Genomic DNA, 21,260 nt, shown 5'->3' with positions numbered 1-21,260 from the left:
CATGTCAACAAGTGTTACGGGGTTTCGGGTCTCAGCAGCCTTTGCTGGTATCGAGCGGGGAGGCGGGCGCCTGGCAGGGGTGCGTCGGATAGGCCTCGCCGTCGAGCTCGGTGGCCTCGCGGACGATTTCGATCCGGTCGCCGGCGTCGCGCACTTCATAGAGCTTGCCGAGTGCATATTTGAACGGGCGATGGAGGACGAGCATCAGCTTGCCCTCGAAGGTGCGGAACAGCATGCCGTGCCCGCTGTCGCGCTCGACCAGCGGGCCGAGCTGCTCCCAGGGGCCGGTGATCTCGCCCGACCTGGAGCGCGCGAGCCCCTGGACGTAGCCGCGCGTGCCGTAGCTCGACCAGAGCATCAGCAAAGTGCCGCTCGCGGTGCGGAACAGCTCGGGGCCGTCGGTGACGAAGACGGTGCTGCCGTCGGGCTGCTTCTGCCCGACCGCCCAATCGGCCTCGTTGGCGCGGAACAACAGGCGGGGCTCGCCCGCGGGGGCGAGATCGTCGGACAGCGGCATCGCCTCGATCGTGCCGACAATGGTCTGGAGCCATTCGTGCGCATAGACGAACCAGGGCTTGCCCCTGGGATCGACGTAGAGCGTCCCGTCGAGCGTCATCCTGTCGCGCGAGACCATGGGCTCGCCGCCGCGCACGAGCCGATAGGGCCCATCGGGCCGATCGGCCATCGCCATCACGGTGCTGCGGCGATAGAGCGCACGGCTGCCGTTGGGCGGCAGCTTCTCGGCTTCGTTGTGGAAGGTGGTGAAGAGGTACCACTTGCCCTTCCAGCGGTGCACCTCGGGCGCCCAGGCGCCGTGGCGCATCCACGTCCCCTCGGGAAGCGCGAACACCATTTTGGGCCGGGTCCAGTGCTTCAGGTCGCGGCTCGAATAGGCCATGATCCCCAAGCGTTTGTCGCCGCTCATCTGCGCTTCGTTGCGCGTGAACAGGAAATAGGTGCGGCTCTCAGCGTCGGCGACGATCCATGGATCGTGGAGCTGCATCGCTGTCATCGGCAGCGAAGCGGCCTCGGGCGCGGGCTGCGCCGCCGCCGGCAGGGCGAGCGCCAGCAGGGCGGGGGCCAGGAGCTTCGCTGCGGTGCGGATCATCGTTCGAGCCTTTGTCCGGATGTCAGGACGCCATCTTGGCATGTGGGAATATTGCGCGGCAAGCACCGTCTCGGCTTCTCCACAGCTGCGATTTCCCCGGCATGGATTCCGCCTGCGAAGCCCGCTATGGGCTTGGTCCAGCATCGTGATCCACGCTCTCGCCAATCCCGCGCGCTTCCTCAAGCTGGCGCGTCCGCTCACGCCGGTCCTGCTCGGGGCCGGCGCGCTGCTGGTGTTGTTCGGCGCCTGGGCCGGGCTCACGCAGACGCCGCCGGACTATCTGCAGAAGGACAGCGTCCGCATCCTGTACATCCATGTCCCGGCGGCGACGCTTGGGATGGGGGGCTGGGCGGCGCTGGCGGCGGCGTGCCTGGCCTATCTGGTGTGGCGCCACCCGCTCGCGAGCCTCGCCGCGCGCGCGATCGCACCGGCGGGTGCGACGTTCGCGGCGCTGTGCCTGATCACCGGATCGATCTGGGGCCGCCCGACCTGGGGCACCTGGTGGGAATGGGACGGGCGGCTGACGAGCATGCTGCTGCTCTTCTTCGTCTACATTGCCTGGATCGCGCTCGCCCGCGCCGATGCCGATCGCGGCGGCGACGGCCGCGTGCCCGCGCTGTTCGGCGTGGCCGGCACCGTGCTGCTGCCGATCATCCGCTATTCGGTGGTGTGGTGGAACACGCTGCACCAGGGGCAGAGCATCGGGCTCACCAGCTCGTCGATCGACAAGTCGATGCTGTGGCCGCTGTTCTTCACCGCCCCGGGCTTTGCGCTGCTCTTCGGCGGCGTGGTGCTGATGCGGATGCGCGCGATGCTCGCGCAGCAGAAGGTCGAAGCGCGGCTGCGGCGGATGGCGGCAGCGTGAACCACTGGCCCTTCATCTTCGCCGCCTATGGCGTGACGGCGCTCGGCGTGGGCGGGCTCGTGCTCGCCAGCTGGATTGGCATGCGCCGCGCCGAGGCCGCCGCGGATTCGCTGAAGCGCCGCCCGTGAAGCCCAAGCACCAGCGCCTCGTTCTGGGATTGCTCGCGCTCGCCGCCGTTGCGGCGGCGGCGCTGCTCGCGCTGTCGGCGCTCAAGGACCAGGCGGCCTTCTTCTATACCCCCGGCGACGTTGCGGGGAAGGCACCGCCGGCCGACCGGCACGTGCGGCTGGGCGGCATGGTCGAGAAGGGCTCGATTCAGCACCGCGCCGACGGCGTCTCGATCGATTTCGTCGTGACCGACGGCAAGGCGCGCGTGCCGGTGGCCTTTCGCGGCGTGACGCCCGACCTGTTCAAGGAAGAATCGGGCGTGGTCGCCGAAGGGCGGTTCAACCCGGACGGCAGCTTCGCCGCCGACAATCTGCTGGCGAAGCACGACGAGCGCTACATGCCGCCGCAGGTCGCGGGGAACATGCACAAGAGCGAGAGCCTCGAGCAATGATCGCAGAGGCCGGGCTCGCCGCGCTGTGGCTCGCGGCGGCACTCGCATTGATGCAGGTGCTGCTCGCCTGGGGCGCGACCAAGGCCGCGCGCGTCGGCCGCGGGCTCGACGAGCTGATGGGCGCGCTGCGCGGCGTGGCGCTGCTCCAGGGGCTGCTCGTGCTCGGCGCCTTCGGCGCACTGATCGCGCTGTTCGTCCGCTCGGATATGTCGGTGCTGCTCGTCGCCGAGAACAGCCATTCGCTGAAACCCCTGATCTACAAGGTCGCCGGCGCCTGGGGAAACCATGAAGGGTCGATGCTGCTCTGGGTGACGGTGCTCGCCGTCGCCGGCGCAGCGGTGGCGTTCTTCGAGCGGCGGCTGGAGCCGGGGACGCTCGCGGCGACGCTGGGCACGCAGGCAGTGATCGGGCTGGGCTTCTATGCCTTCCTCGCCTTCGCCTCGAACCCGTTCGTACGGCTCAACCCGGCCGCGGCGGACGGGCAGGGGCTCAACCCGCTGCTTCAGGACCCGGGCCTCGCCTTCCACCCGCCGACGCTCTACCTCGGCTATGTCGGCCTCTCGGTGGCGTTCAGCTTCGCCGTGGGCGCGCTGCTGATGCGCGACGTCGGCCCCGCCTTCGCCAAGGCGATGCGCCCCTGGGTGCTGGCGGCGTGGATCTTCCTGACGATCGGCATCACCGCGGGCAGCTATTGGGCCTATTACGAGCTCGGCTGGGGCGGCTGGTGGTTCTGGGATCCGGTCGAGAACGCCTCGCTGATGCCCTGGCTCGCGGCGACCGCGCTGCTCCATTCGGTGACCGTGCTCGCGACTCGCGACGGGCTGCGTGCCTGGACGCTGATGCTGGCGGTGGTCGCCTTCTCCATGTCGATGATCGGCACTTTCCTGGTGCGATCGGGCATATTGGTCAGCGTCCATGCCTTCGCCGTCGATCCGACGCGCGGCACCTTCATCCTCGCGCTGCTCGGCCTGTACATCGGCGGCGCGCTGGCGCTGTTCGGCGCCCGCGTCTCGAGCGTGAAGCAGGGTGCGACCTTCGAGCTGGTGAGCCGCGAAGGCGCGCTGGTGCTCAACAACCTGCTGCTCTCGGTGATCCTGGGCGTGGTGTTCATCGGCACGCTCTATCCGCTGGTCGCGCAGGCCGCGGGCGTACAGCTCTCGATCGGCGCGCCCTTCTTCAACAAGGCGATCGCCCCGGTCGCGCTGGTGCTGGTGGTCGCGACCGCGGCGGGGCCGCTGCTCAACTGGCGGAGGGACAATTGGAACGCGCTGCTCGGGCGGCTGCTGGTGCCGACGGCAGTGGCGGGCGTTGCCTTTGCGTTGGTTTTCGCGCTCTCGGGAGGAGAGCATCTGCTCCAGGTGCTCGCCATCGGACTGGCGGCGGGCCTCGCCGCGGCGAGCGTCGCGCCGCTGTGGAAGCGCAAATTGCGCCGCACGCCGCTCAACATCTGGGGCATGGTGATCGCGCATCTGGGCGTCGCGGTGAGCCTGGGCGGAATGGCCTCGGACAGCGCGTTCAAGGTCGAGCGGCTGGCGGCGATCCAGGTGGGGCAGAACGTCACCGTCGGGCCGTTCCGCGTGACGCTGGTCGAGGTGCATCCCGCGGTCGGCCCCAATTGGTCCGCGCTCGAGGCGCGGCTGTCGGTCGAGCGCGGCGGCAGCAAGTTCGAGCTCTTCCCGCAGCAGCGCTTCTTCAGCGCGCCGCCGACCACGACCAACGAGGCGGCGATCCGCACGATGCTCGACGGGCAGCTCTACACCGTGCTCGGGCAGGGCGACGACAGCGGCCGCTGGCAGCTGCGGCTTTGGTGGAAGCCCTTCGTGACGCTGATCTGGCTCGGCGGCGGGTTGATCGCGCTCGGCGGCGCGCTGGCGCTGGTCGGCCGCGTCCGCAAGCGCCGCCGCGACGCCGATGCGGAGGCCTACGCATGAGGCGGGTGCTGATCTGGGCGCCTCTGGCATTGTTCGCGATCGTTTTCGCCGTGGTGGCGAGCGGGCTGATCAAGCCGGCCGACCGGACCATCCATTCGGCGATGGTCGGCAAGCCGATGCCCGCGCTCGACCTGCCGCCGCTGCTGCCGGGGCGGCCGGGGATCGCGACCGCGGACTTCACGGGCAAGCCGCGGCTGCTCAATGTGTTCGCGAGCTGGTGCGTGCCGTGCATCGCCGAGGCGCCGCAGCTGATGAAGCTCAAGGCGGCCGGTGCGGAGATCGACGCCGTGGCCGTGCGCGACACGCCCGAGGACGTTCGCGCCTTCCTCGATCGCAACGGCGATCCCTACACGCGCATCGGCAACGACAAGGCGAGCGCCGCGCAGCTCGCGCTCGGCTCGTCGGGCGTGCCCGAGACCTTTGTTATCGATGCCCGCGGCCGCATCGCCTATCAGCACATCGGCGATATCCGCGAGGACGACGTGCCGCTGCTGCTCCGCGAGCTGGAGAAGGCGAAGTGAGGCACCTGCTCGTCCTTGCGCTGCTCTTCGCCGTGCCGGCCTTCGCCCAGTCGAAGCTGCCGCCGCCCGACCTCGCCTATACCCAGCTTCCCGATCCGGAGCAGGAGGCGCGGGCCAAGGCGTTGATGGAGACGCTGCGCTGCCTCGTCTGTCAGGGCCAGTCGATCGCCGACAGCGACGCCGAGATGGCGGGCGACATGCGCGCGCTGGTGCGCCAGCGGGTCCAGAAGGGCGAGTCGCCCGACCAGATCCGCAAATGGCTCGTCCAGCGCTACGGCGACTATGTGACTTATGACCCGCCGCTGAGCTGGGTCACCGCGCCGCTGTGGATCGCGCCGCTGGTGCTGCTGCTCGTCGGAATCCTCGTCGCGCGGCGCGTGTTCGCTAGGCGGCGGCGATGATGGGCTGGTTGATCTTCGTCGGGATCGTGCTGCTGTGCGCGGTCCTGCTGTGGCGCATGCGCTTCCCGCGCAAGCTGTGGACGATCCCCGCGACCGCGCTGATGCTCGGCGCGGCGGGCTATGCGTGGCAGGGCAGCCCCGGGCTTCGTGGGCATCCGGTGGCGGCGGACGAGAAGGCGGGCGACATCGACGCCGATCTGGTCGCGCTGCGCGATGCGCTGTTCGGCCGCTTCACGCTCGACTTCGCCTATTTCACGGCCGCCGACGGAATGACTCGCGCGGGCTCGCCGCGCGGCGCGGTCAATGTGATGGTCGGCGCGGTGCGCAAGGCGCCCAACGACGCGCCGCTGTGGACCAACCTCGGCCTCAAGCTCGCCGAGCATGACGGCAACCAGATTTCGCCCGCGGCGCGCTTCGCGTTCGAGCGCGGCATCGCGCTGTGGCCGCAGCATCCGGGCACGCACTTCTTCTATGGCCTCGCCCATGTCCGCGAGGGCAAGTTCGAGGAAGCGCGGCCGCTCTGGGCGAAGGCAGTCGAGCTGACTCCGGCCAATGCGAGCTATCGCAACGAGCTGCTGGTGCGCCTGTTCCTGCTCGACCGGCTGCTGGAAGCGCGCGCGGCGCAGGAGCGGGGCGCAACTCCGACGCCTGCGCCGACTCCCGCTCCCTCACCCAGGCCCTGAGGCATGGACCCCGGCACGAAGCCGGGGTCACGGTTAAGGCAACAGGATCAGGCCCAGGCCTCGAACGGCAGGTCGAGATCGTCGGCCACGGCCTTGAACGCGATCTTGCCCTTGTAGACGTTGAGGCCGTTCGCCAGGTGCTTGTCGGCTTTCATCGCCGCCTCGGCGCCCAGGTTGGCGAGGCGCAGCACGAAGGGCAGGGTGGCGTTGTTGAGCGCGAAGGCCGAGGTGCGCGCGACCGCGCCCGGCATGTTGGCGACGCAGTAGTGGATCACGCCGTCGATCTCGTAGACCGGATCGTCGTGCGTCGTCGGCTTGCTGGTCTCGAAGCAGCCGCCCTGGTCGATCGCGATGTCGACGAGCACCGAGCCGCGCATCATCGTCTTGAGCTGGTCGCGTGTGACCAGCCTGGGCGCCGCGGCGCCCGGGACGAGCACCGCGCCGATCACCACCTGGCTGCGCTGGATCGCCTCGGCGATCGCGGCCTTGCTGGCATAGGCGGTCTTGATCTGGCTGCCGAAGTGCAGGTCGAGCTCGGCCAGGCGATCGTTGTTGATGTCGTAGATCGTCACGTCCGCGCGCTGGCCGACCGCGATCTGCGCGGCGTTGATGCCCGCGACGCCGCCGCCGAGGATCGCGACTCGCGCCGGCGCCACGCCGGGGACGCCGCCGAGCAGCTCGCCGCGGCCGCCCTGTTCCTTCTCGAGATAGTGCGACGCCACCTGGATCGACATGCGCCCGGCGACTTCGCTCATCGGCTTGAGCAGGGGGAGGGCGCCCGAATTGGACGTTACCGTCTCATAGGCGATGCAGGTCGCGCCCGACTTCATCAGCCCCTCGGCCTGGGGCTTGTCGGCGGCGAGGTGGAGGTAGGTGAAGAGCGTGTGGCGCGGTTCGAGCAGCGCGATTTCCTGCGGCTGCGGCTCCTTCACCTTCACGATCATGTCCGATCCGGCGAACACCGCCGCGGCATCGGGAGCGATCGTGGCGCCGACCGCGGTATAGGCGTCGTCGTCGAAATCGATCCCCATGCCCGCCTGGGTCTCGACCAGCACTTGATGTCCCGCGTGGACCAGCTCCGCCACCGAGGCGGGCGTGAGGCCCACGCGATATTCATGGTTTTTGATTTCCTTCGGTACCCCGACGCGCATGACTTCCCTCCTGTATTCGTGTTGCAGAGATAGTATCGCAGGCAACCAGGACGAATCTCTGCAAAGTTTGCCTGCACGGGCTGGCAGATGTGCATGAAAGTGCGATATAAACGCGCGAACAGGGGAATTCATGCGCGATGGACAGGATTGACGGCGCGATCCTAAAACTGCTTGCGGCCGACGCCCGCGCGCCGGTGAGCGCGATCGCGGCCGAAGTGGGGCTCTCCCAATCGGCCTGTACGCGCCGCATCCAGGCCCTCGAGGTGTCGGGGCACATCACTGGCTATGGCGCGCGGCTGGGGCATCGGCGACTCGGCTTCCGCATCACCGCGCTGGTCGACATCACGCTCGGCACGCAGGTGGAAGAGGACCTCGCCCGCTTCGAGCGCGCCGTGGCCCAGATCGACGGAGTGGTGGAATGCGCGCTCGTCTCCGGCGGGCAGGATTATCGGCTCAAGATCCTGTGCCGCGACCTCGACGATTACGAGCGGCTCCATCGCGAGCATCTGGGCCGGCTTCCGGGGGTCGTGACGATCAACAGCAGCTTCGTGCTTCGTGCGATTCCGACTCGGAGCGAGGCCGATGCACTGTTCGGCGCGCGTTGACCCGGTCACGGGAACCCTTGGGCCTGTCTGTGCGTCTCCGAAACGACTGTTAACAAAGGCGTCCGGGTGCTGCCGTTGCTACCCCTTGTTGCACGTGCTAACGGCCCGCGCACTTTGACGCAGACGAGAACACAGGTCGCCATGACCAGGTCGGTTTCCTACCCTGCGCGGCAGCCGCGACAGTGAGTATCTCCCCCACCGGGGCCGCCGAGACGGCCCCGACCACCGACGATTCGCTCCACGCGCACGGCCATTCGGCCGACGCGACCTGGAAGCTCGCGCTCGGCGCGATCGGCATCGTCTTCGGCGACATCGGCACCAGCCCGCTCTACGCCTTCCGCGAGACCTTCGCGGGGCACCACAAGCTCACGCTCGACACGCTGCACATCATGGGCGCGATCAGCCTGATGTTCTGGTCGATGATGATCGTGGTGACGCTGAAGTACGTCACCGTGATCATGCGCGCCGACAACAAGGGGGAGGGCGGTAGCCTGGCGCTGCTCGCGCTCATCTCGGGCAAGGGCGGGCAGAAGCGCTGGACCGCGGGGATCGTGCTGCTCGGCGTCTTCGCGACCTCGCTCTTCTACGGCGACTCGATGATCACCCCGGCGGTGTCGGTGCTTTCCGCGGTCGAGGGCCTTGCCGTCGCTGCGCCGGCCTTCGAGAATCTGGTGATTCCGATCGCCGTGGTGATCCTGGTGCTGCTCTTCTCGATCCAGCGCACCGGCACTTCGCGCGTCGGCACGCTGTTCGGGCCGGTGATGTGCATCTACTTCCTCGTCATCGCGACGCTGGGGGTGATCAGCTTCGTCCAGACGCCGGCGATCCTTCAGGCGCTGTCGCCGCATCACGCCTGGCAGTTCTTCGCCGCCGATCCGCTCGCGGCATTCCTGGCTCTCGGCTCGGTGGTGCTCGCCGTGACGGGTGCCGAGGCGCTCTATGCCGACATGGGCCATTTCGGCCGCAAGCCGATCCGCGTCTCGTGGTTGTGGTTCGTGCTGCCGGCGCTGATGTGCAACTATATGGGGCAGGGCGCGCTGCTGATGCGCAACCCGGCCGCGATCGAGAGCCCCTTCTACTTCCTCGCCCCCGAAGCGCTGCGGCTGCCGCTGGTGCTCGTCGCGACCATGGCGGCGATCATCGCATCGCAGGCCGTGATCTCGGGCGCCTTCTCGGTGACGCAGCAGGCGATCCAGCTCGGCTTCGTGCCGCGGCTGCGCATCGACCACACCAGCGCCTCGACCGCGGGCCAGATCTACATCCCGCTGGTCAACTGGGCGCTGATGATCATGGTCATCCTGCTCGTGCTGACCTTCCAGACCTCGTCCAACCTCACCGCGGCCTATGGCATCGCGGTCACCGGCGCGATGCTGATCGACAATTGCCTGCTCGCGGTGGTGCTGTTCTCGCTGTGGCAGTGGAAGAAGCGCTATGCGCTGCCGCTGCTGGCGCTCTTCTTCGTGGTCGACTTCGCCTATTTCGCGGCCAATCTGACCAAGGTGCCGGACGGCGGCTGGTTCCCGCTGCTGGTGGGGCTGGTGGTGTTCACGGTGCTGACCACCTGGGCGCGCGGCCGCAAGCTGATGCTCGAGCGGCTGCGCGAGAGCGCGATGCCGATCAAGATCTTCATCGAATCGGCCGCGATCGCTGCGACGCGCGTGCCCGGCACCGCCGTGTTCATGACCTCGACCCCCGACGGCGTGCCGCACGCGCTGCTCCACAACCTCAAGCACAACAAGGTGCTGCACGAGCGCGTGATCCTGCTCACCGTGAAGATCAGCGACGTGCCCTATGTGCTCGAGGGCAACCGCGTGAAGATCGAGGGGCTAGGCAAGGGCTTCCACCGCATGATCCTCTACTACGGCTTCATGCAGGAGGCGGACGTGCCCGCCGCACTCAAGCAGATCACGGTCTGCGGCGGCGAGTTCAGGATGATGGACACCAGCTTCTTCCTCGCGCGCCAGACGCTGCTGCCGTCGGCCAAGCCCGGCATGGCGGTGTGGCGCGAGAAGCTGTTCGCCTGGATGCTGCGCAACGCCGAAAGCGCGATGGAATTCTTCCGCCTGCCCACGAACCGCGTGGTCGAGCTGGGCAGCCAGGTGGAGATTTGAAGGCGGCGCCGCTCGTTGTGACGGCGCTGTTCGGGCGACAGGACCAGGCCTGGTTCAATGCGCTGCGCCGCGAGCACTATCCGCCCGAGCGGAACATGGTCGACGCGCATCTGACGCTGTTCCACCAGCTGCCGCCGTCGGCCGCGGACGAGCTCAAGCATCGGCTGGTGCAGGAAACGCGCGGCATCCGCGCGCCGCGCGCGAAGGTGGCCGGGCTGATGTCGCTCGATGGGGGCGTGGCCTATCGCATCGAATCACCCGAGCTTGCCGCGATTCGCGAAGGGTTGCTCCACGCCTTCGCGGGGCTGCTCACCGCGCAGGATGCCGGCCGCTGGCGCCCGCACGTCACGATCCAGAACAAGGTCCGCCCGGTGCTCGCCAAGACCGTGCTGGCGGCATTGTCGCGCGATTTCGCGCCGCGCGAAGTGGAAATCGCAGGCCTGGCGAGCTGGTGGTACCGCGGCGGCGCCTGGGAAGCGCATTCGCGCAATATGTTCGCTTGACCGGCGCGAAACTGCGACCTATGTCGCCCGCTCTCAGCGACCTGGCAGCCGCCTATGGCGGAGTAGCTCAGCTGGTTAGAGCAGCGGAATCATAATCCGCGTGTCGGGGGTTCAAGTCCCTCCTCCGCTACCAGGTCCCTTGCTTTGCTGCGTCCAAGCAAAGCTGTTTTCCCACAGCATTGTGGATCACACCGGCGTCGCCATGTTGCGTCGGGGGACCCGCACCCTCTAGACGCGGGGCAAAGCATTCCGGAAGGCACGATGACCGCTACCCACTCGACTCGCATGCTGATCCTGGGCTCGGGGCCCGCGGGGCTCTCCGCCGCCATCTATGGCGCGCGCGCGGGGCTCGCGCCGATCGTCGTCCAGGGCATCCAGCCGGGCGGCCAGCTGATGACCACCACCGACGTGGAGAATTATCCCGGCTTCCGCGAGGTCATCCAGGGCCCGTGGCTGATGCAGGAGATGCAGGCGCAGGCCGAGCATGTCGGCGCGCAGATGCTGTGGGATACGATCGTCGAGGTCGACGTCAGCCAGCGTCCGTTCCGCATGGTCGGCGACAGCGGCACCGTCTATCTGGGCGACGTGCTGGTGATTGCCACCGGCGCCCAGGCCAAGTGGCTGGGGCTCGATTCGGAGGAGTTGCTCAAGGGCAAGGGCGTCAGCGCCTGCGCGACCTGCGACGGCTTCTTCTTCCGCGGCAAGAAGGTGGCGGTGATCGGCGGCGGCAATACCGCGGTGGAGGAGGCGCTCTACCTCACCAACCACAGCCATGACGTGACGCTGATCCACCGCCGCGACACGCTGCGCGCCGAGAAGATCCTCCAGCAGCGGCTCCACGCAAACGAGCGCATCAACGTGCTGTGGAACAAGAAGGTCGAGCGCTTCATCGGCGGTGGCGAGCCCGAGGGGCTGGTCGGCATCGAGCTCAAGGACATGGTGACGGGCGAAGTCTCGACGCTCGAGGTCGACGGCGGCTTCGTCGCGATCGGCCACCACCCGGCGACCGAGCTGTTCCGCGGCCATATCGAGCTCGACGACGACGGTTACATCACGGTCGAGAAGGGCACGACCAAGACCAGCGTGCCGGGCGTGTTCGCCTGCGGTGACGTGATGGACAAGCACTATCGCCAGGCGATCACCGCGGCGGGCACCGGCTGCATGGCCGCGCTGGATGCCGAGCGCTTCCTTGCGGAGGCGGACTTCGAAGTGGCTCAGGCAGCGGAATAGAGGCACCATATTTCGTCATCCCCGCGAAGGCGGGGACCCAGAGCCACGAAGGACAGCCGTTGTGTTCCTGGGTCCCCGCCTTCGCGGGGATGACGGGTTAGGTGGCTACGCGAGGCTCTTCAGAACCTGTCTGAAGAGCCATTCCTTGTCCTCGGCGCTGGCGAAGCTGTGGCTCGCGGTAACGCGCTTCTCGACCGGGATGCGCGAGCGAACCGCGTCGAACGCCGGAGCACGATAGGCGTGGAGGAAGGCGACGGCCGTATTGTCCTGCTCGGCGATAAGGAGGGTGATCGGCACTCTGGCCTCGGCGAAGGCCGCGGCAACGCGTGCGGCGAGGCTCGAAACTTGTGAATCTATCTTCGAAGCCTTCGACAAACCTTTGACGAGTTTCCGTAAATTCACCTGTCCTCGGAGCAGCCGCAGCCATTCCCGAGGATCGCGCACGCGGCTCGCGTAGCGGGCGCGGATCGCGGCGGGGGAAGGGAGGCCGTCCTCGTCCTCGACGATCCAGGGATTGGCGAGCAGCAGCACGTCGATGCCTGCGGCGCCATGGAACAGCGCCAGCGCGGTCGCCGCGTCGCAATTGCCATAGGCCAGAATGCGGGTGAGGTGGGGAGCCTCCTGCCGGAAGGCACGGACGGCCGCCGCGATATCCTCGGCGCTGCTCTCGAACCCGCCATTCGCGCCGGTGGAGTCGCCGATGCCGCGGCGGTCGAAGCGGAAGACCGGATACCCCGCCTCGGCAACGCGCTGGGCGAGCAGCGCCATGCCGCGATGCGCCCCGATGCGGATCTCGTTGCCGCCCGAGACGATCAGCAGCCCCGTGGTGCCGGGGGCTTCGTCGAGCGTGCCCGCCAGCGTCTCGCCGGCGCAGGGGAAGGCGATCAGCCTTCGCACGAGCGGACCCAAGCGGCGATGTCGTCGGCGAGCAGCTCTGCGAGGGTGGGATCATTGCCGGGCTCGGCGCGGCGCCACAGGGGGGCGCCGGGAAACTTCGCATTGGCTTCCCCCGGATCGCTTTCGAGACGGGTCAGGCGATTGGGAGTCGCGCGGTCGGGAATCGCGTGGACAAGGGGATGGAGCAGGTCGACGGAAAGGCCGGTACCAGCAGCCTCGGTCCGTGTCCCGGCCGGTGCGGTCGTGGCGAGATCGATAAGCAATGGCGCATTGGGCTGGGTAATCTGGCGCGCCCGCTGAAGGTCGCGCACCAGTGTACTTCCATCTACCGGCGCGAAGACCCAACTACTCTTTCGCCGCGCGCCAAGCGTGACCAGCGCACCGCCCCGGATCGCCACCGTGTGGGGATTGCCAAGCCAAGCCGCCGCCGCGCCGAAGGCCTCCTGCCAGTCCGCTAGTGTAACCTCTTCCGTTGGCACGACACTCTCGCCCTGGCCCGGCAGGTCGGGCAGCGCGCTCGCGATCCCGCGCTCCGCCAGCGCGCGCAACATCGTCACCACCAACGCGCGCGTGCGATTGGCTTCCTCGAACAGCGGCAGCGCCGCGACTACGACCGGGCCGGTGTCGGGACCGAAGCGCAGCATCGCCTCGCGTCCCCCCGCCCAGTCATAGTGATCGATCACCCGAGCGCCTTGCCGGCCGCGAAGCGGGTGAGGGCGCCGAAGCTCTCGAGCATCTCGCCGTCGACCTCGTCGTCTTCGATCAAAATGCCGAGCCGGTCCTCGATCTCGGTCAGCACGCCCGCCACCGCGAGCGAATCGAGCTCGGGCAGCGCGCCGAACAGCGGCGTGGACTCGTCGAAGGCAGCGGCACGCGCCTCGCTCAGTCCCAGCACGTCGCGCAGCACCGCGCGCACCGTGTCCTCGACCTGATCATAGTCCTGACGCTGCAATTCCATTCCCCTGCGACGTTTTTTCGCTCCCGTAAGGGTTGGCGGGTGCGCTGCCAAGTATATGGGTATGGATGTGATCGCGCTCGACCCCGTTCCGTATCCGATCGATACGCTGCCCCTGCGCGGTGCGCCGGACGCGATTGCGCTAGAGGACAAGCGCGGGGCGCTGGACTTTGCCGCGCTGGAAGCCGCAGTGGGTGGGCTGGCGCACTGGCTCTCGCGGCTGGGGCTGGCACCGGGCGAGCGAGTGGCGACCTGGCTCCCCAAGACGCGCACTGCCTGCCTGATGCCGCTCGCAGCGCCGCGCGTCGGGCTGGTGCATGTGCCGATCAACCCGATCCTCAAGCGCGCGCAGGTGGCGCACATCCTCGCCGACAGCGGCGCGCGGCTGCTGGTGACTCAGGCGGCACGCACCGCCGCGCTCGAGCACGGCGACGTTCCGCCCGCGTGCCGGCTTGCCACCGAGGATGAACTCGAAGCGACCGACGCCCTGCCGCCGTCGCGTGCCGACACGGATGCGCTGGCCGCGATCCTCTACACGTCGGGCTCGACCGGCCGGCCCAAGGGCGTGATGCTGAGCCACGCAAATTTATGGCTCGGAGCCATCAGCGTGGCACATTATCTTAAGATCAAATATGAAGATCGCGTGCTCGCCGTGCTGCCGCTGAGCTTTGACTATGGCCAGAACCAATTGCTCTCGACCTGGGCCGCGGGCGCGCGCGTGGTGCCGCTCGACTATCTCACGGCGCGCGACGTGGTGAAGGCCGTCGAGCGCTTCGGCGCGACCACGCTGGCGGGCGTGCCGCCGCTGTGGGTGCAACTGCTCGAGGCCGAATGGCCCGCGGATACCGCGGCGAAGCTCAGGCGGCTGACCAACTCCGGAGGGGCGCTGACGCCGCGGCTGGTGCGCGGGCTGCGCGAGCGTTTTCCGGGTGCGGATCTCTATCCGATGTACGGCCTCACCGAGGCGTTCCGCTCGACCTATCTCGATCCCGCGCTGGTCGACGCGCAGCCGGATTCGATCGGCCGCGCGATCCCCTTCGCCGAAGTGATGGTGGTGCGCCCCGACGGCAGCCGCGCGGCGCCGGGGGAGGCGGGTGAACTGGTCCATGCCGGCCCGCTGGTCGCGAAGGGCTATTGGCAGGATGCCGAGCGGACCGCGCAGCGCTTCCGTCCGGCGCCGTTATTCGCCACAAGCAAGGGCATGGCGGTCTGGTCGGGCGATACGGTGGTGGAGGGCGCGGACGGGCTGCTGCGCTTCGTCGGCCGCGACGACGAGATGATCAAGAGCGCGGGCAATCGCATCAGCCCCACCGAGATCGAGGATGCCGTGCTGAGCGGCGGCGAGACGGCCGAGGCCGCTGCGTTCGGCGTGCCCGACGAGCGGCTTGGGCAGGCGATCCTGGTGGTGGCGCGCGGCGACGGCTCGCGCGAGCACGACTTGCGCGATCGGCTGCGGCGCGAGCTGCCGAGCTTCATGCAACCCACGCGCTATGACTGGCGCGAGACGCTGCCGCGCAACGCCAATGGCAAGCTCGACCGCACTGCGCTGAAGGCGGAACTGGCATGAGCAGGGCTTTTGTCATCCCAGCATTCTTTTTCGTCATCCCCGCGAAGGCGGGGACCCAGAGCCACGAGGGATGCTGCCTGCGATTCCTGGGCCCCCGCCTTCGCGGGGGTGACGGAGGATGAGCGTGCAAGCCAAACCCCACGGCCCGATCCCGCCCGAGTTCGCGGCGCTCGACGCGCTGCCGTGGCTCGGCGAGGCGACGCCGGCCTATGTCTATGACTTCGCGATCGTTTCCGCCCGGATCGCGCGGTTGCGGGCGGCGCTGCCCGCGCGGGTGGCGGTGCATTATGCGATCAAGGCCAACCCTTTCCCGCCGCTGCTCGCCGCGATCGCGCCGCTGGTCGACGGGATGGACGTCGCCTCGGCGGGCGAGCTCGACAAGGCGCTTGGCGTCATGGCGGAATCGCAGATCAGCTTCGCCGGACCGGGCAAGCGCGATTCCGAGCTGGAAGCGGCGATCCGCGCGGGCGTGACGATCAACCTCGAGTCCGAGAGCGAGGGCCAGCGCGCACTGGCGATCGGCGGGATGCTCGGCGTGACGCCCCGGCTGGCGGTACGGGTGAACCCGGACTTCGAGCTGCGCGGTTCGGGGATGAAGATGGGCGGGCGGGCGTCCCCCTTCGGCGTCGAAGCACAGCATGTGCCCGGGCTCGTCCGCCGCCTGATCGCGGGCGGCGCCGAGTGGCGCGGCTTCCACATCTTCGCGGGATCGCAGTCGCTCGACACCCAGGCAGTGATCGAGACGCAGGCGGCGACGGTTGCGCTCGCCGTCCGCCTCGCCGACGAAGCCGGAGTGGTCCCGCCGCTGGTCAATCTCGGCGGCGGCTTCGGCATTCCCTATTTCCCCGGCGACGCGCCGCTCGACGTCGAGGCGATCGGCGCCGCGCTCGAAGCGCCGCTGGGCGCGCTGCCGCACACCCAATTCGCGATCGAGCTCGGCCGCTGGCTGGTGGGGGAGGCGGGCGTCTATCTCGCCCGCGTGGTCGACCGCAAGGTGAGCCAGGGCGAGACCTTCCTGATCGTCGACGGCGGGCTCAACCACCATCTCGCCGCCACCGGCAATTTCGGCACCGTCGTGCGCCGCAACTATCCCGTCGCGCTCGCACACCGGATGCAGGACCCGCCCGAGGAAGTGGTGAGCATCGTCGGCCCGCTCTGCACTCCGCTCGATCGACTCGCCGACCGCGTCGCGCTGCCGGCCGCCAAAGTGGGTGACGTCATCGCGATCTTCGCGTCGGGAGCCTATGGCGCCAGCGCCAGCCCCGCGGCCTTCCTGGGCCACCCGCCCGCACGCGAGCTGCTCGTCAACGCCCCCGACGCCTAACCGTATCTTTACCTATACTGCCGCATAGCGACGCCAGGACCCGCATGTGTCCGCGGCCGAGACGTCGGCTGCCCAGGGGCGCGTGCGGCGGGGAGCTCGGGCATGAATTTCGATCGGTATTCCAGGATTTTCGCCGCTGTTGGCGTCATGGCGACAGCGCTCGGCGGGTGCGGCGAGGGTGGCCGTCCCGAACTGCCGGCAGCCACTGCCGTCGCCAGCCGCGAGGCGCCGAGCGACGAGTATGTCATCGGCCCGATGGACCAGCTCAACGTCTTCGTGTGGCGCAACCCGGAGCTGTCGGCGAAGGTGCAGGTGCGCCCCGACGGCCGGATCACCACGCCGCTGATCAGCGACATGCCCGCCGTGGGCAAGACGCCGGCGATGCTGGCCGACGATCTCAAGCTGGCGCTCAGCGAGTATATCAAGGACCCGATCGTCTCGGTGATCGTGGAGAATTTCTCGGGCACCTACAGTCAGCAGGTCCGCGTCGTCGGCGCGACCGAGAAGCCGGCATCGCTGCCCTATCGCGCCAACATGACGGCGCTCGACGCGATGATCGCGGTGGGCGGGCTTTCCGAATTCGCCTCGGGCAACCGGGCGCGGCTGGTGCGCTACGATCGCCAGACCGGCAAGCAGCGCGAATACAAGGTCCGCCTCGGCGACCTGCTCAAGAACGGGGATATCTCGGCGAACGTCCGGCTCGAGCCGGGCGACGTCATCATCATCCCCGAAAGCATGTTCTGAGGAGCGCCGGCGATGGGGGGCCTCTGGGAAGAGTTTCGCGCGGCGTTGCACGCGGTGTGGATGCGGCGCTGGATCGCGCTCGGCGTGGCCTGGGCGCTGTGCCTGGCCGGCTGGTTCGTGGTCGCGCAGATCCCGAACCAATATGAATCGCGGGCGCGCATCTTCGTGCAGCTGCGCCAGATCCTGCCGAGCGACGGCGTCGCCGCCGCGCAGCAGCAGAAGGACATCGATCGCGTCCGCCAGACGCTGACCTCGGCGGTCAATCTCGAGAAGGTCGTGCGCGGCACCGACATCGGGCGCACCGTCACCAGCGACCGTGACGTCGCGGACCGGATCGGCGGGCTGCAGAAGGCGATTAAGCTCACCGCGCAGCAGGACAATCTGTTCGAGATCAGCGTGACGGCGCCCAGCGGCAAGCTCGCGCGCCAGATCGCGCAGAAGCTGATCGACATCTTCGTCGAGGAGAACCTCGCCGACAATCGCGACCAGAGCAGCCAGTCGCTCGGCTTCCTCGACCAGCAGCTCGACGAGCGCCAGAAGCAGCTCCAGGAGGCCGAGGCCAAGCGCGCCGACTTCCAGGCGCGCTTCCTCGGTTCGCTGCCCGGTACCGGATCGCTCAACGATCGGATCGGCGCCGCTCGCACCCAACTCCAGCAGGTCCAGTCGGACCTCGCCGCGGCGCAGAGCGGCCTCAATGCCGTCAACGCGCAGATGGCGGGGGCGGGCGGCGGCACCACTACTGTGGTGGCGGGGCCGGCACGCGCGCGCCTCGCCGCGATCCAGGGCCAGATCGCCGAGGCCCGCACGCGCGGCTGGACCGACAACCACCCCGACATGATCGCGCTCCGCAACCAGCTCGCCGCCGCGCAGGCCGCTGCGAAGAGCGAGCCGCTGGGGGCGGGCGGGGAGAGCGGCAATCCGCTCTATCTCAGCCTCAAGTCGATGCAGGCGGACAAGTCGGCGCAGCTCGCCGCGCTGGTCGAGCGCCGCAACCAGATCGAGGGCGATCTCGCCCAGCTTCAGGCCAAGCTTGCCGAGGAGCCCGGCGTCGCCGCCGAGCAGGGGCAGATCGAGCGCGAGTATCAGGTGCTCAAGGACCAATATGACAAGCTGCTCGCCGACCGCGAGCGCGTGAAGATCACCAGCCAGGCGCAGAATGTCAGCGATTCGGCCAAGTTCAACGTCGTCGACCCGCCGACGCAGCCACGCGCGCCGACTTCGCCCAATCGTCCGCTGCTGCTCGTCGGCGTGCTGATCGCGGCGCTGGGAGCGGGCGTGGGCGCGGCGTTCGCGCTGGCGAAGCTCACCACCACTTTCTCCACCGCCGCGCGGCTGGAGAAGGCGAGCGGGATGCCGGTGATCGGATCAATCGGCGAAGTGCTCACCGCCGCGCAGCTGGCGACGCGCCGACGCGACCTGCGGCTGTTCGCCGGCGGCGCGGCGGCGCTGGGCGTCGCCTTCGTAGCAATGCTGGGGCTCGAGTTCGTCCAGCGCGGAATGGGGGCCTGAGGCGATGAACGACGAAACGCCGCGCCGGTACCGGGGCTCGCTGATCGAGCGTGCGGCCGAGCAGTTCCACTTCGCTCCGCAGCCGGTCCAGCCTGCTCAGCCGACGGCAGTCGATCCCGAGATCGTGCAGCCTGACATCGCGCCGGTGATGGAGCCCATCGCCGAATGGACGGCCGAGCCGGTCGAAGCCTGGGCGGACGAGCCTGGCTTCGTCCCCGAATCCGTCCTGCAGCCGATCGAAGGCATCGCCGCGATCGACCGCGAGCTGCTGCGCGAGTCCGGCATGCTGCTTCCCGGTGGGCCGGTCACGCCGCTGGCGGAGGAATTCCGCATGGTGAAGCGCCAGCTGCTGCTCACCGCGCGCGCCGTGGCGGCGGGCAGCGACGCCAAGGCCGCGGACCGCGCGCGGATGATCCTCGTCTGCTCGGCCAAACCCAATGAGGGCAAGACCTTCTGCGCGATCAACCTCGCGCTCTCTATGGCGGCCGAGAAGGACATGGAGATCCTGCTCGTCGACGCCGATTTCGCCAAGCCGGACGTGCTGGCGCGGCTCGGCCTGCCGAAGGGGCCGGGGCTGCTCGACGCGCTTTCGGGCGCAGTGGACGACGTCGAGGACTGCATCGTCGAGACCGACGTGCCCCAGCTGTCGGTGCTGCCCGCGGGCACGCGCACCAACAGCGATACCGAGCTGCTGGCGAGCGACCGCGCGCGTGCGATCCTCGACGGCCTCGCCGCGGCCAATCCGCGCCGCATCGTGATCTTCGATTCGCCGCCCGCGCTCGCCGCCTCGCCCGCATCGGTGCTGGCGCTGCACGTCGGCCAGGCGATGCTGGTCGTTCGCGCCGATGCCACCAGCGAGGGCGACCTGCGCGAGGCGGTGCAGCTGCTCGACGGCTGCGAGCATATCCAGCTCGTGCTCAACTCGGTTTCCTTCCAGCCCGGCGGCCGCCGGTTCGGAAGCTATTACGGCGAGATGGACGCGTGACGCGGCTGCGCTTCCTGCTGGCCGCAGTGGCGCTCGCCGGCGCGGCGCAGCCCGCCGTCGCCCAGCACGCGCAGGTCTCGCCCTATATCGAGGCGACCCAGGTGCTCGCGGCCGATCTCGGCGACGGCAGCGACGTGTTCACTTATACGACCGTCGGTGCAGGCATCGATGCGGCGCTCGATTCGCGCCGCGTGCAGGTGCAGGTCAGCTACAAGTACGAGCATCGCTTCTCCTACGACAAGCAGCTCGCCGACGAGGACATGCACACCGGCCTCGCCCAGGCCCGCGCGACGGTGGCGCCGGGCCTGACGCTCGAGGCGGGCGCGATCGCGGCGCATGCGCGCGCGGACGTGCGCGGCGACGCGTCGCTGACGGGGCAGGGCAATGTCCGAAACCGCAGCCAGGTCTTTTCGGCCTATGCGGGGCCGAACCTCGCGACGCATGTCGGTCCCGCCTTCGTCAACGCGGCCTATCGCTTCGGCTACACCAAGGTGGAAGCGCCTGACGCGACCGGCGTTCCCGCCGGCCAGCCCGCGCTCGACCGCTACGACGATTCCAGGGTCCATGTCGCGACCGCCAGCGTCGGCGTGAAGTCGGGCCAGGTGCTGCCGGTCGGCATCACTGCCAGCGGCTCCTACACGCGCGAGGACGCCGGCCAGCTCGACCAGCGCTTCGAGGGCAAGTTCGGCCGCGGCGACGTGGTGCTCCCGGTCGGCCGCGGCTTCGCGCTCACGGCGGGCGTCGGCTATGAGCAGATCGAGATCAGCCAGCGCGATGCGCTGCGCGACGGCGCGGGCAATCCGGTGGTGGATCGCAACGGCCGCTTCGTCACCGATCCGGCCTCGCCGCGCCGCATCGCCTATGACTTCGACGGCATCTTCTGGGACGCGGGCGTGATCTGGCGCCCCAGCCGCCGCACCTTCCTCGAGGCGCGCGTCGGCCGCCGTTACGACAGCTGGAGCTACACCGGTTCGTTCAGCTACCAGATGGGCCGCGGCAGCGGGATCCAGGTCGGCGTCTACGACAATGTCCAGACCTTCGGCCAGCAGCTGAGCGGCACGCTCGCGACCTTGCCGACCAGCTTCATCAGCACCACCGACCCCTTCGGCAACCAGTTCGGCGGCTGCATCTACGGCACGACTGGGGCGGCGGCGGGCGGCTGCCTCAACCAGGTCTTCGCTTCGACGGTGACCACGGCCTATCGCGGGCGCGGCATCGTCGGCGTGGCCGTGGCCAACACCGGGCGCAGCCGCTTCGGCATCGGCGCGGGCTATTCGCGCCGCACCTTTATCGCGCCTTCGACCGCGAGCGTGGGCGGCATCCGCATCGATGGCTCCTCCGACGATGCGCTGTTCGCGCAATTCTTCGCGTCGGAGGACGTCGGCACCAGCGGTGTGCTCAGCACTGCGGTGTTCGGCAGCTGGTACAACAGCAGCCTGCCGGGCGCCGAGGGCATCCTCGGTTACGGTGCGAACACCAGCTACACGCACAATTTCGGCCCACTTGGCGCGACTGCGTCGCTGGGCGTGTTCGGCTTCGAACGGGACGGTGACAGCAGCGCGCAGGCGCAGGCGCTCGTCGGCCTTCGCTACGGCTTCTAGGCGGAAACGG

The 21,260-nt window shown here is 68.8% G+C and carries 22 protein-coding genes and 1 tRNA gene; 18 read left to right on the top strand and 5 right to left on the bottom strand.

Annotated features, from left to right (window positions below):
• Positions 1–31: 31 nt before the first annotated feature.
• Complete coding sequence (locus J7500_RS12840; RefSeq protein WP_294062104.1) at positions 32–1,108, bottom strand: glycoside hydrolase family 43 protein; 1,077 nt, start codon at positions 1,106–1,108, stop codon at positions 32–34.
• Between the two features lie 19 nt (positions 1,109–1,127).
• On the opposite strand from J7500_RS12840, the gene ccmC reads away from it, so the two are divergent.
• From ccmC to J7500_RS12805, 7 genes are read left to right on the top strand one after another with little or no spacing between them, the layout of a single operon-like run.
• Complete coding sequence (ccmC, locus tag J7500_RS12835; protein WP_367112979.1) at positions 1,128–1,973, top strand: heme ABC transporter permease CcmC; 846 nt, start codon at positions 1,128–1,130, stop codon at positions 1,971–1,973.
• A complete protein-coding gene (locus J7500_RS12830; RefSeq protein WP_294062101.1) occupies positions 1,970–2,101 on the top strand; it encodes a heme exporter protein CcmD in 132 nt (43 codons plus the stop codon). Before ccmC ends, J7500_RS12830 begins: the two co-directional genes overlap by 4 nt.
• On the top strand, positions 2,098–2,532 hold the full coding sequence (gene ccmE, locus J7500_RS12825) for a cytochrome c maturation protein CcmE (RefSeq protein WP_294062100.1): 435 nt from the start codon (positions 2,098–2,100) through the stop codon (positions 2,530–2,532). The genes J7500_RS12830 and ccmE overlap by 4 nt, the downstream gene beginning before the upstream one ends.
• Positions 2,529–4,463 carry a heme lyase CcmF/NrfE family subunit gene (locus J7500_RS12820; protein WP_294062099.1) on the top strand — a complete coding sequence of 645 codons (1,935 nt, stop codon included), beginning with the start codon at positions 2,529–2,531 and terminating at the stop codon, positions 4,461–4,463. Before ccmE ends, J7500_RS12820 begins: the two co-directional genes overlap by 4 nt.
• Positions 4,460–4,984, top strand: coding sequence for a redoxin family protein (locus J7500_RS12815; protein ID WP_294062098.1), 525 nt, complete (start codon positions 4,460–4,462; stop codon positions 4,982–4,984). The genes J7500_RS12820 and J7500_RS12815 overlap by 4 nt, the downstream gene beginning before the upstream one ends.
• On the top strand, positions 4,981–5,385 hold the full coding sequence (locus J7500_RS12810; RefSeq protein ID WP_294062097.1) for a cytochrome c-type biogenesis protein: 405 nt from the start codon (positions 4,981–4,983) through the stop codon (positions 5,383–5,385). The genes J7500_RS12815 and J7500_RS12810 overlap by 4 nt, the downstream gene beginning before the upstream one ends.
• Complete coding sequence (locus J7500_RS12805; RefSeq protein ID WP_294062096.1) at positions 5,382–6,068, top strand: cytochrome c biogenesis factor-like protein; 687 nt, start codon at positions 5,382–5,384, stop codon at positions 6,066–6,068. The genes J7500_RS12810 and J7500_RS12805 overlap by 4 nt, the downstream gene beginning before the upstream one ends.
• A gap of 47 nt (positions 6,069–6,115) precedes the next feature.
• Here J7500_RS12805 and ald read toward each other — a convergent pair whose 3' ends face one another.
• A complete protein-coding gene (ald, locus tag J7500_RS12800; protein WP_294062095.1) occupies positions 6,116–7,219 on the bottom strand; it encodes an alanine dehydrogenase in 1,104 nt (367 codons plus the stop codon).
• A gap of 137 nt (positions 7,220–7,356) precedes the next feature.
• On the opposite strand from ald, the gene J7500_RS12795 reads away from it, so the two are divergent.
• The 5 genes from J7500_RS12795 (at position 7,357) to trxB (ending at position 11,668) form a co-directional block, all read left to right on the top strand.
• Entirely contained in the window at positions 7,357–7,824 is a 468-nt protein-coding gene (locus tag J7500_RS12795; protein WP_294062094.1) for an Lrp/AsnC family transcriptional regulator, read from the top strand.
• Between the two features lie 188 nt (positions 7,825–8,012).
• Positions 8,013–9,935, top strand: coding sequence for a potassium transporter Kup (locus tag J7500_RS12790; protein WP_294062179.1), 1,923 nt, complete (start codon positions 8,013–8,015; stop codon positions 9,933–9,935).
• On the top strand, positions 9,932–10,438 hold the full coding sequence (locus tag J7500_RS12785) for a 2'-5' RNA ligase family protein (protein ID WP_294062093.1): 507 nt from the start codon (positions 9,932–9,934) through the stop codon (positions 10,436–10,438). Before J7500_RS12790 ends, J7500_RS12785 begins: the two co-directional genes overlap by 4 nt.
• Positions 10,439–10,494: 56 nt before the next feature.
• Positions 10,495–10,571 (top strand) — tRNA-Met (locus tag J7500_RS12780).
• Positions 10,572–10,699: 128 nt separating this feature from the next.
• A complete protein-coding gene (gene trxB, locus J7500_RS12775) occupies positions 10,700–11,668 on the top strand; it encodes a thioredoxin-disulfide reductase (RefSeq protein ID WP_294062092.1) in 969 nt (322 codons plus the stop codon).
• Between the two features lie 105 nt (positions 11,669–11,773).
• Here the strand turns inward: trxB and J7500_RS12770 are convergent, their stop codons facing one another.
• From J7500_RS12770 to J7500_RS12760, 3 genes are read right to left on the bottom strand one after another with little or no spacing between them, the layout of a single operon-like run.
• Positions 11,774–12,565: a hydrolase 1, exosortase A system-associated gene (locus J7500_RS12770; protein WP_294062091.1), complete on the bottom strand. Its 792-nt coding sequence runs from the start codon at positions 12,563–12,565 to the stop codon at positions 11,774–11,776.
• Positions 12,553–13,248, bottom strand: a complete 696-nt coding sequence (locus J7500_RS12765; protein ID WP_294062090.1) for a hypothetical protein — start codon at positions 13,246–13,248, stop codon at positions 12,553–12,555. Before J7500_RS12765 ends, J7500_RS12770 begins: the two co-directional genes overlap by 13 nt.
• Positions 13,245–13,523, bottom strand: a complete 279-nt coding sequence (locus J7500_RS12760) for an acyl carrier protein (RefSeq protein WP_294062089.1) — start codon at positions 13,521–13,523, stop codon at positions 13,245–13,247. The genes J7500_RS12765 and J7500_RS12760 overlap by 4 nt, the downstream gene beginning before the upstream one ends.
• Before the next feature lie 55 nt (positions 13,524–13,578).
• Here J7500_RS12760 and J7500_RS12755 point away from each other — a divergent pair, with 55 nt between their 5' ends.
• The 6 genes from J7500_RS12755 to J7500_RS12730 all read left to right on the top strand — a co-directional run bounded on the left by J7500_RS12755 (position 13,579) and on the right by J7500_RS12730 (position 21,250).
• The gene (locus tag J7500_RS12755; protein WP_294062088.1) at positions 13,579–15,087 is read left to right on the top strand and encodes an acyl-CoA ligase (AMP-forming), exosortase A system-associated; all 1,509 of its coding nucleotides are present in this window, start codon (positions 13,579–13,581) and stop codon (positions 15,085–15,087) included.
• Between the two features lie 148 nt (positions 15,088–15,235).
• Positions 15,236–16,411: a pyridoxal-dependent decarboxylase, exosortase A system-associated gene (locus J7500_RS12750; RefSeq protein ID WP_294062178.1), complete on the top strand. Its 1,176-nt coding sequence runs from the start codon at positions 15,236–15,238 to the stop codon at positions 16,409–16,411.
• A 147-nt stretch (positions 16,412–16,558) separates the two neighbouring features.
• A complete protein-coding gene (locus J7500_RS12745; protein WP_294062177.1) occupies positions 16,559–17,155 on the top strand; it encodes an XrtA/PEP-CTERM system exopolysaccharide export protein in 597 nt (198 codons plus the stop codon).
• A 12-nt stretch (positions 17,156–17,167) separates the two neighbouring features.
• On the top strand, positions 17,168–18,664 hold the full coding sequence (locus tag J7500_RS12740; protein WP_294062087.1) for an XrtA system polysaccharide chain length determinant: 1,497 nt from the start codon (positions 17,168–17,170) through the stop codon (positions 18,662–18,664).
• Positions 18,665–18,668: 4 nt separating this feature from the next.
• Positions 18,669–19,649 (top strand): AAA family ATPase, encoded by a 981-nt coding sequence (locus tag J7500_RS12735; protein ID WP_294062086.1) that lies wholly within the window; start codon positions 18,669–18,671, stop codon positions 19,647–19,649.
• The gene (locus J7500_RS12730; protein WP_294062085.1) at positions 19,646–21,250 is read left to right on the top strand and encodes a hypothetical protein; all 1,605 of its coding nucleotides are present in this window, start codon (positions 19,646–19,648) and stop codon (positions 21,248–21,250) included. The genes J7500_RS12735 and J7500_RS12730 overlap by 4 nt, the downstream gene beginning before the upstream one ends.
• Positions 21,251–21,260 lie beyond the last annotated feature (10 nt).

The sequence above is a fragment of the Sphingomonas sp. genome, assembly GCF_017744835.1.
Lineage (GTDB): Bacteria > Pseudomonadota > Alphaproteobacteria > Sphingomonadales > Sphingomonadaceae > Sphingomonas.
The sequence above is the reverse complement of the archived record's forward strand: the minus strand, read 5'-3'. Positions and strand labels throughout refer to the sequence as shown.